General features: G+C 38.2%; 12 protein-coding genes. 4 read left to right on the top strand and 8 right to left on the bottom strand.

Going from position 1 to position 14,782, the window contains the following annotated elements; all coding sequences use genetic code 11:
* Positions 1 to 29 precede the first annotated feature (29 nt).
* From F908_RS08080 to F908_RS08095, 4 genes are all read left to right on the top strand, one after another.
* Positions 30 to 1,121 carry a 3-deoxy-7-phosphoheptulonate synthase gene (locus tag F908_RS08080; protein WP_005160221.1) on the top strand — a complete coding sequence of 364 codons (1,092 nt, stop codon included), beginning with the start codon at positions 30 to 32 and terminating at the stop codon, positions 1,119 to 1,121.
* A 417-nt stretch (positions 1,122 to 1,538) separates the two neighbouring features.
* Positions 1,539 to 2,039 carry a hypothetical protein gene (locus F908_RS08085; RefSeq protein WP_005160226.1) on the top strand — a complete coding sequence of 167 codons (501 nt, stop codon included), beginning with the start codon at positions 1,539 to 1,541 and terminating at the stop codon, positions 2,037 to 2,039.
* Positions 2,040 to 2,114: 75 nt separating this feature from the next.
* Positions 2,115 to 4,226, top strand: a complete 2,112-nt coding sequence (locus tag F908_RS08090) for a TonB-dependent receptor (RefSeq protein ID WP_005160229.1) — start codon at positions 2,115 to 2,117, stop codon at positions 4,224 to 4,226.
* 3 nt (positions 4,227 to 4,229) lie between these two features.
* Positions 4,230 to 5,696 (top strand): PepSY domain-containing protein, encoded by a 1,467-nt coding sequence (locus tag F908_RS08095; RefSeq protein WP_005160232.1) that lies wholly within the window; start codon positions 4,230 to 4,232, stop codon positions 5,694 to 5,696.
* A gap of 56 nt (positions 5,697 to 5,752) precedes the next feature.
* Here F908_RS08095 and F908_RS08100 read toward each other — a convergent pair whose 3' ends face one another.
* The 8 genes from F908_RS08100 to F908_RS08135 all read right to left on the bottom strand — a co-directional run bounded on the left by F908_RS08100 (position 5,753) and on the right by F908_RS08135 (position 14,761).
* Positions 5,753 to 6,493, bottom strand: coding sequence for an adenosylcobinamide-GDP ribazoletransferase (locus tag F908_RS08100; RefSeq protein WP_005160234.1), 741 nt, complete (start codon positions 6,491 to 6,493; stop codon positions 5,753 to 5,755).
* A 102-nt stretch (positions 6,494 to 6,595) separates the two neighbouring features.
* Positions 6,596 to 8,176 carry a histidine-type phosphatase gene (locus F908_RS08105; RefSeq protein WP_005160244.1) on the bottom strand — a complete coding sequence of 527 codons (1,581 nt, stop codon included), beginning with the start codon at positions 8,174 to 8,176 and terminating at the stop codon, positions 6,596 to 6,598.
* A 115-nt stretch (positions 8,177 to 8,291) separates the two neighbouring features.
* A complete protein-coding gene (locus F908_RS08110) occupies positions 8,292 to 8,891 on the bottom strand; it encodes a histidine phosphatase family protein (protein WP_005160246.1) in 600 nt (199 codons plus the stop codon).
* Positions 8,881 to 9,951 (bottom strand): nicotinate-nucleotide--dimethylbenzimidazole phosphoribosyltransferase, encoded by a 1,071-nt coding sequence (gene cobT / locus F908_RS08115; RefSeq protein WP_005160249.1) that lies wholly within the window; start codon positions 9,949 to 9,951, stop codon positions 8,881 to 8,883. Before cobT ends, F908_RS08110 begins: the two co-directional genes overlap by 11 nt.
* Position 9,952: 1 nt before the next feature.
* Positions 9,953 to 10,471, bottom strand: a complete 519-nt coding sequence (cobU, locus tag F908_RS08120; RefSeq protein ID WP_005160251.1) for a bifunctional adenosylcobinamide kinase/adenosylcobinamide-phosphate guanylyltransferase — start codon at positions 10,469 to 10,471, stop codon at positions 9,953 to 9,955.
* 2 nt (positions 10,472 to 10,473) lie between these two features.
* Positions 10,474 to 11,097 (bottom strand): 2'-5' RNA ligase family protein, encoded by a 624-nt coding sequence (locus F908_RS08125; RefSeq protein ID WP_005160253.1) that lies wholly within the window; start codon positions 11,095 to 11,097, stop codon positions 10,474 to 10,476.
* An 85-nt stretch (positions 11,098 to 11,182) separates the two neighbouring features.
* On the bottom strand, positions 11,183 to 13,309 hold the full coding sequence (gene mtlD, locus F908_RS08130) for a bifunctional mannitol-1-phosphate dehydrogenase/phosphatase (RefSeq protein WP_005160266.1): 2,127 nt from the start codon (positions 13,307 to 13,309) through the stop codon (positions 11,183 to 11,185).
* A gap of 195 nt (positions 13,310 to 13,504) precedes the next feature.
* Positions 13,505 to 14,761 (bottom strand): MFS transporter, encoded by a 1,257-nt coding sequence (locus tag F908_RS08135; RefSeq protein ID WP_005160268.1) that lies wholly within the window; start codon positions 14,759 to 14,761, stop codon positions 13,505 to 13,507.
* Between the last annotated feature and the right edge of the window lie 21 nt (positions 14,762 to 14,782).

Below are 14,782 nucleotides of genomic sequence, written 5' to 3' on the forward strand. Positions count from 1 at the left end.
CTCTTCTTTCGATTGAATTTGTGACAGCAATGAATACTCTACAGTCAAATCCAGTTTCTCAGCCAGATATCGACGACGTTAATATTAAAAGCATTCAAACCTTAATTACCCCTGCGGAACTGAAAGCTGATCTTCCTTTATCTGAAGCTGCATCTCAAACTGTGTTACAAGGACGTGCAACTGTACGTAATATTTTAGACGGCAATGACAAACGTTTGTTTGTGGTGATTGGACCTTGTTCAATCCATGATGTTAAAGCTGCAAATGAATATGCTGATCGCTTAAAAGAATTAAGTGAAAAAGTAAAAGATACTTTATACCTTGTGATGCGTGTATATTTTGAAAAACCACGTACGACAGTCGGTTGGAAAGGTCTAATCAACGATCCAGATATGAATGACTCTTTCAATATTGAAAAAGGTTTACATATTGGTCGTGGTCTTTTGCTTGAATTAAATGAAAAAGGTTTGCCATGTGCGACTGAAGCACTTGATCCAAACTCACCGCAATATTATCAAGATTTAATTTCTTGGTCTGCGATTGGCGCACGTACTACAGAAAGCCAAACACATCGTGAAATGTCTTCTGGTTTATCATCTCCTGTTGGGTTTAAAAACGGTACAGATGGCGGCTTGACTGTTGCAACCAATGCAATGCAATCGGTTAAGCACGGTCATAGCTTCCTCGGCTTAAATGAAAATGGTCAGGTGGCAATTATCAATACCAAAGGCAATCCTTATGCTCATGTGGTATTACGTGGTGGTAATGGCAAGCCAAACTACGATGCTTCTTCTGTTGCGGAAGCAGAAGCAGCTTTGGCAAAAGCCAAAGTCAGCAACAAGATTATGATTGATACCAGTCATGCCAACTCAAACAAAGACCCGTACCTGCAACCTTTGGTTTTAAAGAACATCACAGAGCAAATTCTGGATGGTAATAAATCAATCGTAGGTATCATGGTTGAAAGTCACCTTAAAGGCGGTCGTCAGGATATTCCTGAAAACCTATGTGATCTAGTATATGGTCAATCTGTGACTGATGGTTGTATCGATTGGGATACAACAGAAAAAGCATTGTTAGAAATGCATGAAGCACTTAAAGATGTTTTACCAAATCGTTAATCTTTAAGTAGATGTAAAGCAGGCTCTCATGAGCCTGTTTTTATTTTTAAATTTTCCATTAAAGTTTCATGACTCACTAGATCTAAAACTACTTTTTCAATATTTGCCCTATTTACGTTTGGGATTACAATTAAATTTTGTTCTATAAAACATTGACTGGAATGCAAATCATCATTTATGGTTTGCATCAAACGAACAGGGTCGTAGAAAACTAATTCATAATTCTTATTTCTATACGTTAATACTAAAATAATCCATCCTTTAGATTCAAATACCCATTGTTCGTCATCGAAAAAACTGGAAAATTTATACGGTAATCTGCCATATATTTGTGTTCTTAAATATTGGATTTGTTTTGAACTGTAACATTTTTTTAATTATACTGCTGCCACATTTCCCCTACGACGTATCGCTGATATGAAGTCCAGTTTTCGTCAACACTTGCTAAAGTGGCGTGCCTCATTCGGTGCGATTACTTTGCTTTGTTTGCTCTGGCATATCTTCTTACCAACGATGGTACATACTGGCGTCGTACCTGCACTCTATGCAATGCCTACACATTGCCAAGTCACAGATATTAAAAATAGTTTGATGTTGTCTGAATCTCATTCAAGTCACCATCACGCTATGCATGAAATGGATCATCAACAGCATTTACAATCGACTGCGCATGATCAACTGAGTGACTATGCCAAAGAGGTTTTTGCTCTTGCTAGTCAAATCATGAAGCATTGTCCTTTATGTACACATGGTTTAGATGCTGTTGCAATTATTCCTTTAATTGCATTTATTTTAATCTTTGTACTGGCTTGGTTTAGTCGTGTACGATGCCTATGTTATACGTGGTCAGAAGATCTGCAAATTCCACGTATCTTCTATATCTTTCCAATTAAGCAAGCACCACCGCTCGCTCTATAAAAATGCTTTTTTAACATTCCGTATCCAGTGTCTCACTGCGGTACAGCCTCGTTTATTGCTTTTATAGAGTTAAATATGAATACTCAATTTCGTTTGTCCGTATTAACGACAGCATGTTTATCGATTACCTATAGCTCAATCGCTCTGGCTGAAACAGCTTCTGAAAATGAAACAAAAACCCTAGCTACAATCGTAGTCACGGCAAGTCGTGAAGGAGAATCTATAAATAATACTCCTGCTGCGATTAGCAAAATTAGTAGCCAAGATATAGATGATAAACATGCCACATTCATTGGTCAGTTAGTTAATCAAACCCCAGGTGTGTTAATGAATGACTTGGGCAACGAACAACATATGATGTCGATTCGTCAACCCATCACCACTTCTGCTGTTTATCAATATTTGGAAGATGGCATTTCAATCCGTCCAGTTGGTGTGTTTAACCACAATGCGTTATATGAAGTAAATTTAGCTGGAATTGATAGCATTGAAATTTTGCGTGGCCCAGCAAGTAGCTTGTATGGAAGTAATGCAATTGGTGGTACGATTAATTTCCTCACCAAAGCACCGAGTTTAACCCCAACTGCTGATTTAGGTGTGAGTGCAAGCTCTGAAGGTTATCGCCGTTTAGATTTAGGTGCATCCAATACGTTTGATACCGAATTTGGAGAGCATGGCTTAAGACTGTCTGCCTATGCCAGTGATCGTGGTGATAGCTGGCAAGATCATGCTGAAAGTAATAAGCAAAGTGTGACCTTAAGACATGATTGGCGTATATCAGATGCCACTCAAATCAAAAATATTTTCAGCTACAACCATTTAAAAACCGATATGACGGGTAGCCTAAATGCAAATGATTTTAGCGCACGTCCAGGTTATAGTTATCAAACATTTACGTATCGAGAAGTAGACTCAACCCGCCTTTCATCACAGATTAACCATCAGTGGGATGATCAGCAACAAAGTCAATTGACTGTATATTATCGCGATAATACAACCGATCAAAATCCGAGCTACAATATTCGCACTGATGTAAAAGATAAAAAGCCTACAGGAACTTATAGCGGGCAAACTACCTATAACGCTTTTCAATCTTATGGCTTAAATTTACAGCATTCCATTAATTTGGATCAGGTGAAATTGATCATTGGGGCAATGGCAGATCATTCGCCGAACCAAGCTCAAACCAATGATATTCAAGTCTTTCGTGATCCAAACACGCTAGTTTATACGGGTTTCAAGCAACGTCAGTTGTTACGTGATTTCAAAGTTGATGTCAATAACCAAGCATTGTACACACAAGCAAATTGGCAAGCTTTGCCGAATCTAAATTTGGTTGGTGGTGCACGCTATGATTGGATCGGTTATGACTTTGATAACAAGCTTGTTCCCTCTAAAGTTACAGGTGCGCCAGACGAAAAACGTAGTTTTCACAAGGCAAGCCCTCAACTTGGTTTTGTATGGAATATCTCACCTGAATTAGATCTGTATAGCAATTGGTCACAAGGTTTTGTGCCACCAGAAGTTAGTAGTTTATATGGCGCAAATCTGGTCACACCAGATTTAAAAGAAGCCACATTTAATAATATTGATGCCGGTTTACGTTTCAAAGTTTTAGATGACCGATTGGATGGAGAAATTACCTTATATCGTTTACAAGGTAAGGATGAAGTTCTAAGTTATACAAAACCTGATAATACCCGTGAACCACGAAATGCAGGCAAAACCTTACATCAAGGTATCGAAATTGGTGGAACTTGGAATATTACTGAACAGTATGATCAACGTTTAAAGTTATCTGGAAGTATCGCTAAACACGAATATAAAGAATTTCAGCCCTCATCAATACTCAACTATAGCGGCAATACAATGCCAAACTCTCCAAAAAGTTTTGGCACAATTGAATATCAAATCAAACCTATTCCAGCATTATTACTTTCGGCTGAAGGTGTTTATGTCGGTTCATATTGGATCGATGATGCTAATACTGAAAAATATGATGGGCATACCATTCTAAATTTACGTGCAAATTATCGTAAAAATGCTTATGAGATTTATGGGCAAATTCTGAATGTAGCTGATGTCCATTATGCTGACAGCACTTCATATAGCAGTAATCAAGCTAGTTATACGCCTTCAGCGCCACGAACCTACTTATTAGGTTTGCGTTATCATTTTGGAAAATAAACAATGAATGCCAATCAACTCAAGAAGTTACTGAAATTTCATCGTAGCTTTGGAATGGTGCTTGGCATTCTGATTTTGATGTGGTCTTTAACAGGTGTGTTGCATCCAATTATGAGTGCAACACAACCTCAACCCGTCAAACGAATGCCTCCACCTCAGCAACTGAATTTAACAAATGCTTTGCCTGCACCTTTGGTTTTACAGCAGCATAAAATTGAAGAATTTTCAGGATTACAAACCATTCAGCTACAACCTGAACTTGTAGCTTATCGAGTTTTACAACCAAATCAAAACATTGCGGAGTATTTTGATAGTCGATCGGGTCAACTCATCACCGATGGAGAGCAACAAGATGCAAAACGTCTTGCAATTTGGTATACAGGTTTAGCCAAACAACAGATCGTTTCGACCGAACTGATCACTGAGTTTAGTGATGATTATCCAAGTGTGAATCGTTTATTGCCTGTTTGGCGTGTAAGTTTTGACAATGGTTTAAGAGCTTATGTCGATCCATCACAATCTCGATTAGCCACACTCTCCAATGACCAAAAAATGTGGATGGCGAAAATATTTCGTTTAGGTCATACATGGACTTGGGGTGATCAACCGTGGACAGGACAAAGTATACTGATGCAAATTGCTTTAATTGGCATTTTGGTACTGACTTGTATGGGAATTGGATTGTTTTTTAGGATTCGTAATCGCCAGAACCATCGTTTAGCTCACAAGCCAATTCGCTTTTTACATCGCTATTTGGGCATCAGTCTAAGTATATTTATCTTGCTATGGGTATTCAGTGGTTTCTATCATGTTTGGCATAAAAAATCTGAGATTGCGAACATTCAGCCGATGTTTTATACACAGGATTTAAGTGCTATCTCATGGAAAACGGCTGTTCAACACCCCATACAACGCCTTAATCTTGTACCGATCTCCTTTGCTCAAGATCACGCTCAAGCAGGTTGGATGGTTCAATTGACAGGTAATCCACAGTTACAAGGCAGCATGACCGCAGCCAAAGAATATGATCATAATCATCATGCTCAAAGTGCTGCCCCTACAATTGAATTGATCAATGCGAATACAGCGACAAAATTAAATACCCTTGAGCAAAGTAAACAGTTGGCTGCCGACTATTTACATTTACCAGTCGATCGCTTTACACAAAGCTCATGGGTCACCAGTTTTAGTGGTGAATATGGTTTTATCAACAAACGTTTACCCGTAGTTAAAGTTGAAAGCAATTTAAGTGATCAACTCAGGCTGTATATTGAGCCAAGTAGCGGTGTGATTGCAGCACAAGTCACTCAACAAGATGCTTTAGAAGGTTTTAGTTTTGCATATCTACATAAATGGACATGGCTACCACTAGATAAAACGCTCAGAGATATCTTGTTAGGAAGTATCGCTGGACTCATCGCTTTATTGGTGATTTTAGGTTGTACATTAGCAGCCCGAAAAGCGTCCTAAGTTCTGTGTTGATCCTTCTTAATTTAAGGAGGATCAATTTTTTAGAATTAAACCTGTTAAATATAAAATGAAGCCATCACAAAACTTAGTATTAAACCTGTCTCAACCAGCTCAATTGCAGCGCCAACAGTATCACCAGTAATCCCACCAATTCTCTTAATAAATAAAGCTCTTAAATAAAACAATACAGCAATAAAGCAGATAAAAGTCACCAATCCTAACCATTTAAACACACAAAGTAATGCAATTGTAATGACAAAAATAGTCCATGTAAGTTTCTTTGGGATAAAATCAGTAATTGAACGTCCTAGCCCTTTATCACGAACATAAGTTGTAGTTAGAAATAAAAATAATGGAACACTACGCCCAAGCATTGGAACGAGAATCAAAAAAGCATTGAGATGCTGCTCAAGCAGTACATACAGCGCAGCAAACTTGAGTAAACAAACAACAACAAGACTCAGTACACCGATTGGACCACAGTTTGGGTCTTTCATAATCTTGAGTGTACGTTCAGAATCACCAAAACCACCCACCCAAGCATCGGCTGTATCGGCTAAACCATCAAGGTGAAGCCCACCTGTTAGCCATATCCATAACACTAAAATGATGCTGGCAATCAATAAAATTGGCAGCTTGACTAAAATCAGGGATACACCAAACAGAATGAGTCCGATCAATAAGCCTATAAATGGATAAAATAAAATCGCTTGACCATTTTGTTTTGCATTAGGCATTGTTTTTAAGTTAATCGGCAAAACTGTCAAAAATTGCAAGGCAATCCAAAAAGCTGTCATGCAAAAAATCTCTATCAAACAATATTGATGATTTACAGATTATGAAGAAACAAAAATGGGAATAGAACCCTATTCCCAAATTAAAATGATGAATCAACTAGATTATTGAATTTGATAACATTGTTTGAGTTTCAAATAATCATAATAGAAACTGTTGGTACTATATTGTGCATATTTACATGATGATTTAAACAAGGTCTCTTTTTCATTGTAGAGCATTTTTACCAAAGTTGTGCCTTGAGCATTTTGGTAAATATCCCACTGTAAATTCGCAGCCATTGGCGATACTACTTCACCTCTCCACGTACTATTGCTGTAGTTATAGGTTTGACGTAAAGGCAAAGGCTGCATCATGTCATGTAACTCCAAACTAGTCGCCAGTGGAATAATGATTTCTGCATGTGCGAAGCGTAATACCGCGCGGTGGGACTGTTGTTTATCGACAATTGCATCTACTTGCTTAAACAAATCTTGTTTTAGACCTTGAGCAATGTTACTGGTGACAGCATTTGATTCTTGAAAGCTTGGCCCTTTCTCATAAAAATCATTTGCATCGTTAAATTCAGCATAGAATTTTGCAGCATCTACAGGCATATATTGATCAAAATTTACATTTTTTAATTCAAGCTGCATACCACCAGAAATTGAATACAGCTCATAAAGATAAGCAGCGGCATCCACAGCACTTGCAATGGTATTTTTCCCTTTACCTTTTTCTGTAATGGTTTCACCTTTTGGCGATGTCACGGTATAAGTGCCACTATTACTGAAAGTATAACCAGTCGTACCTAATTTTTTGATAAATTCAGGCTTAAAAATTGGGTTAAGTACATTCATTGCAATTTGCTGTGCGCGTGTATCTTTTGCCAAATCATTTAACTTATTTTTTAGATATACATCTTCAGCTTCAAATTTTTGATAGGCTTGACTTGCATCATAGATTGCTTGTTGTTGTGTTGATAATGGTTTAAGCAAATCTTGATCTTTATTCAAGCTATGGAAATAAAGTTTAAAACGATCTACGCCACCATCTTCAATAGATGGAATACTGGTACTGACCAAACTTGTATATGACGTAGGTGTAATTTGATTCTTCAATTGCGGTTGTTGTTGAATCAATTCAGCAGTAAAAAACTTGGCGCTATCAACCGCACGATCTACGCCTGAGCTTTGAACTAAAATAGATTCAGGTTGTGTCGCTGCTGTTTTAAATAGCTCAGGTAGACGCTGTAAAAGACGGTCTGCGATACCTCGATGTTCTTGAATACCAAGCATCGTTTCATTGCCATATCCATACTGGCGAATCCCATCTACGCCGTAACCCAGCAAAATATTTGCTTTCATCATATTTTCTAAATCAGCACCTAGTTTTTCACCTAAAGGTGTTAAAGCATTCTCAGCCTTGGCTTGTTTCCATAAATTATAAAGTGCCAAATCATATTTAATGCTCGATAATCCTCGAGAACCATGACGTGCCACTAACTCAGTGAAAACAGGTTTAAAACCTTGTGGAATCGCTTCGTATTTTTTTAGATCTTGTTGTGGTTGGTATGGTGTTTTGGTTTGATAATATTTTGATGATGTATTTTGTTCCGGGCTAGACTGTGATTGTTGCTCATTATTATCACATGCTGCCAGTAAGATACTTGCACATAACAGACTGCTTTTCAATAATATATTCATAATGAATTTGCTTATCGTTTAAGAAATGCCATGTATCATAGGCAGTGACAATGACAGTACGATTACAATTTTATGGCAGTGTGTGATGATCGAAAAATCTCTTATTACTTATTTATCAATGTTTTTCTTCAAAATACATCTCATCTAATCTTTTAGAGCATTCAAGTTGATAGAGCTTGCCCAGTTCAGCAGGCATTTTTAATAAATCATCTAAGTTTTGTTGGCGTGCTAAACAGGTAAGTAATTTGATGACGCCACCATGTGTAATCACTAAAGCCTTTTGCCCATTTTGTTCTTGTATTTGAGTATAAATCTGCTCAAAACCAATGAAAATTCTTTGTTGAAACTGGGTTAAAGATTCACCATTCGGCGCATGATATTGAGTCGGAAATTGCCAAAAATTTGCTAATCGCTCAGGTTCAGCTTCATAAATTACTTGGGTGGAAATACCCTCCCAATCACCAAAATACATTTCTTTGATATGCTCATTGACCCGCATTGGCAATCCGAGCTGATCTGCCAAATGCTCTGCAAAGCGACGACAACGCCGCAAAGGTGAACTGATAATCACATCCCAATCCATTGGAGTAGTGATGTACTGCTGAATGGTTGATTGCATTTGCAACCAACCCTGTTCAGTCAAATCATCATCCAAGTGCCCACGTAGCGTATGGCTTAAAGTCGTTTCACCATGTCGCAGTAAATCAATCTGCAACTTTATCACCTGTTACAGCAGCTTCAGCAAATGTTGCCATTTGATTATGTAAGACACATGCAAGCTGAATCATAGATAATGCCGCACCAGCACCACTGCCTTCCCCTAAACGTAAATTCATTGCTAAGATTGGTTGGGCATCCAATTCTTTTAGAACACGCTGATGACCATATTCCGCTGATTGATGTCCAAAAAGCATCCACTCACGGCTTTGTGGTTGAATACGTACTGCACATAAAGCTGCGACCGAACTAATAAAGCCATCGACGATAATGGGTAAACCAATTTGCGCACATCGTAAATAAGCCCCTGTGATTGCAGCGATTTCCAAACCACCTACAGCAGCCAAAATTTTTAATGCATCATTGGCCACATTTGCTCTATGAAGCTTTACTGCTTGATCAATCACTTTTATTTTATGTTGTAATTGCTCAATATTAATTCCTGTTCCTAAACCTGTAACTTGCTGGGCTGATTCACTCAGCAACAAACAAGCAAGTGCTGAAGCTGAACAGGTATTGCCAATTCCCATTTCACCTGCAATAAAAATATCCGCATCTTTCGCCTTAGCAAGATCGGCGCTATTTTTACCCAGCTCTAACGCTGCTAAACACTCTCGGTTGGTCATCGCAGCTTGCTCTACAAAATTAGCAGTGCCAGCACGAATACTATGGCATTCAACTCCAACATAATTGTAACTATCGCCTACTGTCCCACAATCAATCACTTGTAAATAGGCATGATGATGTTTAGCAATTACACTAATTGCTGCACCACCCGAAGCAAAGTTTTGCAACATTTGACGAGTTACTGCTTGAGGATAGGCTGAAACATTTTCTGCTACAACACCATGATCACCAGCAAAAATAGTAATCCAAGGTTTGTTAATTTTAGGGAAAACTGTTCTTTGTAAAGCAGATAAATTAATCGCAATTTGCTCTAAATCACCTAATGCGCCTGTTGGTTTGGTCAATTGAAGTTGACGTTGCTCAGCTTGTTGTTTTACATCTAGATCAGGTTGCTGTACTTCGGCTAAAAACCATTGCGCTTGTTCAGTCATATTATTTCTCATCTTTTAAAATCATTGGGAAACCTGCCACACAGAACACCACTTTATTTGCTAATTGCCCTAAAGCTTGATGTAAACGTCCCGCTTCATCCACAAATCGACGGCTAATTTCACCCATAGGAACGACACCCAGTCCAGTTTCGTTACTCACTAAAATAATATGTGATTTGAGTTGGGGTAATAGGTTTAAAAATTTGTCTGTTTGCTGCTGTTGTAATTCAGCATGATCGGATAACAATAAATTGGTGAGCCATAAGGTCAAACAATCCACCAAGATCACTTGATTATCTTGATCTAATTGCAACAGTTGATCCGCAAGAAAAATAGGTTCTTCACACAATTGCCAATCATCAGGACGTTGTTGTTGATGATGCGCAATACGCTGCTGCATTTCAGTATCTAAGGCCTGCGCCGTTGCAATATAAATGACCGATAAACCTGTCTCTTTGGCTGTTTGTTCTGCCAAACGACTTTTACCTGAGCGCGCCCCACCTAAAATTAGTTGCAACATGTCTAACCTAGTTCAATTTGCCGATAAGAATATAGGAATCCTTGTAAAATCTGTGCTTTATAATAACCAAAAGTCAGTTTTTTGACCTCAATATTTATAGTTTTTACCGAAAGTTGTTGCATCCGCTCAAGTATAATATCACTCAGCCAAGCTTCACGATACAAGCCTAAAGTAATATGCGGACAATATTCGAGTGCTGCAATTTCCCCAGATACTTGAGCAAATTGTTGACGAATTAGTTCTAGTACGCCCTGATGATCTTTAATCTGTAGAAACAAAGCACTACTAAAGCTATCGATCTGTATGATTTCAAGCTCAAAAGATTTGAGCTGTAATGCTTCAATCAGCTTGATCTGCTGCTGTAATTGTTGAATCTGAAAATCGTCATCGTACTGATGAGCTGAAGGTTGTAAGAAACCACAAACAAATAGTGTAATGTGGTATTGGCGTTGCTGTGTAGCAAGTAATAGATCAGAAAACTGTGTTTGAATTTCATCTAAATATTGAATCAATTCAGGTTGATCAATCTCAATATACCAAAGCCCATAATCTGAACGGCCCTTGTGCCATTCGGGATAATCACGTATTTCGGTCGCAATCAGCTGGGTGTCTGCTTGTAATAACACAACTTTAGCATTCTGTTTAAAGTCGTGTTATTCAAACATAAACCTAGATCGAAGTTAAGCTGCTTTACACTATAATCACTAATGCCTAAGCGGTTAGAGGTTTCAATTCCTCAGATTGTTGTGACAGGAATACTTCGTCCTTGAGCTCTGTCTGAATCCCTTGATAGAGCTGGTTTAATAAGGCTTTTTTCTGATTTTCAGTGATGTCCATATGTTCGATATTGCTCTGGACATGCTTTGCAATCTTAATCTCGTCCAGCCCAAGCATTTTTAGTGCATAGGCATAGCCATAAATTGCACCTTGCATTAACTTCTGATAAGGAAGTTGTTGCTGTACATGAGATTCTAAACTACCTAAAACACGCTCATTCAAATTGAGTTTTCTAAGCGGATCACGAGCTACACGTTCACATGGATATTTATAAGCAGATCGACATGAGTTTAAAAAACTCTCAGCCATTCGATCCAATTGCTTTTTTTGATTTGGGATTAAATTAGCTAAACCTAATTTAACCTCATCAACCAGTCTTTCAGCATATTGTCGAACTGCTAAATCAGCCATCGCAATACCAATCGTCTCATACCCATTTAAACTGGCATACCAAGCAAGCATCGCATGACAGCCATTCCACAAACGATTTTTAATGATTTGAATCTCAGAAATCTGATCCACCAAAATCATTTGACGCATTTTGCTCAACAATGGGCTGCGATTTTCCACATAAATCGGCATATCCATTTCACTATGGAATAGGATCAAATCCATATTTTGTAGAAATTGCCCTGTTTGAAACTGCCCACGCATGTCTTCTAAACAATGGGTAATCTGCTGTTCTTGCTTTACAGTCAGAGCGGTTTCCTCTGAAAGTTCAATCGTTTCTGGATTGAGATCATTTTGATATTGTTTGAACAGATTATGCTTAATATTGAGCTGACGAAATAGGGCTTGATCGGTAAGCTTGGATACCATTCGATTGACCACGGTATCGCAAAAATAATGTTCACTTAAAATATGTTCTGCAATATCTTCATTCGTCATGGAAAGTAAGGCTTCACGGATATGTTTTAAGACCAAATACTTTGCACAGACTTTATTGAGAATAATCAAAAAGGTAATTGGCTCATTATTATCTGCATCTGCTGACATAAAACGGGCGAATAGTCCCTTCGCAATCGTTTTCGCCTCGGACTCAATCGCTTGTTCTGGTAAACACAGTGCAATCAGGCTAGATTGCATATACATCTCTAACATCTGCTGTTCATTGTCAGCATCAATCACAGTTAGATTATCAATACGCTCATCATAACAAGACTGACCATATCGAATACTATAGCTACCAAAACTGTTCACTGATTCTAAATATAAGCGATTTCGGGTTGATGTCAGAATGCGTTTTGGGCGTGTGTAACCATCCCAATAGGACAAAATCTGTGCCACATATCCCCCACCAATAGCACCAAAGCCATGAATCCCAACAGTCAATTGATTGACACTTTGCGGAAATAATTCTTGTAATTGTGGCATACCCATTTCAGGGATATATTGATCCAAAGCATTCAGGCACTCATACATGTCCTGATAGTAAAAATTTGCTTTAGAGAGCATATGATCATTGGGTTCTTTAATGTCTTTAAATAGCAGCGTAATACCACCTGCATCACAGGCTGAGCAAATTCCATTTTCGGAGTCTTCAAACATAAGGCATTGTTCAGGCTGTAAATTTAGCTTTTGGGCAGCCTGTAAAAAAATTTCAGGATGTGGCTTGCCCCGTTCAACTTCATCACCACAGACCAGTAAATCAAAAAATTTGTAGACATTGGCGTTAATTAAATATTCTTCCGCAATTGCCCGACGGCTTGAAGTCGCCACAGCCATTCTTAAACCAGATTTTCTTAAGCGTTCCAGAACCTGCATCAGCCCTTTCTTGACTGGAACACCATTTTGACGAATCAATTCAAGTTCCAAGGTATCGGCACGTTGACGAATCTCTTGATAGGAGATGTTGTCTCCATAATATTTTTTTGCAAGTTGTTCAGCAGTTTTGGCACTTAAACCCAGACACTGCATCAAATAATCATCTGAAAATTCCTGTCCAATGAGTTCCTGAGAGGCCTGTTTTAATGTCTGAAAGCGTAGTCGCTCTGTATCAAACATTGTTCCATCCATATCAAAAATTGCCCCCTGAACAGGATAATCATGAAAAATCAGCATTGTTACTCCTTTGTTTTGTTATACGCTTTATAGGGTAACTAAAAAATAAGCTTAAAATTCAAATAGTAAACAAATGAAATAAATTTGATTAAAAAATAAACATAAAGGCGCCTCATCATAGCAATATATGACTGAAACAGTCGGAATACTTGCATTATGAGAAAAAAGATGAGTTGTTTTTAACCAAAACTCCTTTTATTCATCAAGTAGCAATGCAGTTTCAGCTTCTTTTCGAATCAACATCCAACTAAAATAAAGGCCAATCGATAGGGTTAAGAACAGTAATAAATAGAATGGGAAATGGGTATTAAAACGGTACAGGAATGTACTGAGTAAGGGACCAACAATTAAACCTAATGCCTGTGTCGCCGTACAAAAACTTGCCATCTTAACCTGTGACTGTTGTGATACAGCCTGAGCAGCGCCTGTGGTAAATGCAGGTAATAAACATGCGACAGAAATACCATAAAAAATATAAGTGGCCTGAAATACAAAAATTGTAGGTGCGTAGAGTGAAAGTAATAGACCAAAACACATGGTGACTAAACCAATAATCACCAAACTATTTAATTTGAGTTTAAACACTTTCACGATGAAAAGCTGAGTTAGCACCAAACAGACCCCAACAACCAACATGCATTGAGAAAAATAAACTGCACTCTGTTGGCTACTGAGATAAAACTTATCCTGAATATAAAAACCTGCCGTCATATCTAAAGTCACAATTGCAACATAAGTGACAAAACCTAGAGTTAACCAGATCAGACTTTGCTTCAGAATTGGCTCATTCGCTCGTGCATTATCTTTATCTTGTTGCGGATTGAATGACTCAGCCTGAACTTGCGGACTTTTACTAAACAGGATGCCGAGTGCAATACTGACTAAGCCAAGTAAAGCCACAGCAATCCAGATCGGGAAAAGTAAACCAGCAAACAATAAAACTGAGGTTGCAAACGGGCCGATAATCATCCCAAAACTATTCATCGCACCAAACATAGCCATTTGCTTGCTACGATCAGCAGCTTCACTCGCATGTGTCATTACATAACTTTGCAGGCCAATTTGCGGTAAAGCCATAAAAATACCTGTAGAAGCACGACTCAATACCAGTAAGATAAAAATCAATAACGTGGGTAAAATCGCTTGTGTTCCAAAATACAGAATCAAGGTGAAAATAGCCCAAGTAAAGGTCATTCCCCAAAAACCATAATTGACGAGTTGGTTGGGAGATAGCTGACTTTTCTTTTTCGCAATCCAGATCGATGCAATCGCCATACAGATTGCCCCTGCTGAAACAATCACACCACCTTGGAATTCAGATAAATGTAATTGTCGTGTCAATGGAGCAAGTAAAGGGAGAATCATGGAAAAACAAGTTCCATTGATCAAAGCAGCTAGCGCTAAAAACTTTAAATTATTGTTCATCATGAAATTCATCAAAAGAAAAGGCATCTAACAGATGCCTTTTTGATT

The sequence above is a fragment of the Acinetobacter sp. NIPH 284 genome (assembly GCF_000369425.1).
Classification (GTDB): Bacteria; Pseudomonadota; Gammaproteobacteria; order Pseudomonadales; family Moraxellaceae; genus Acinetobacter.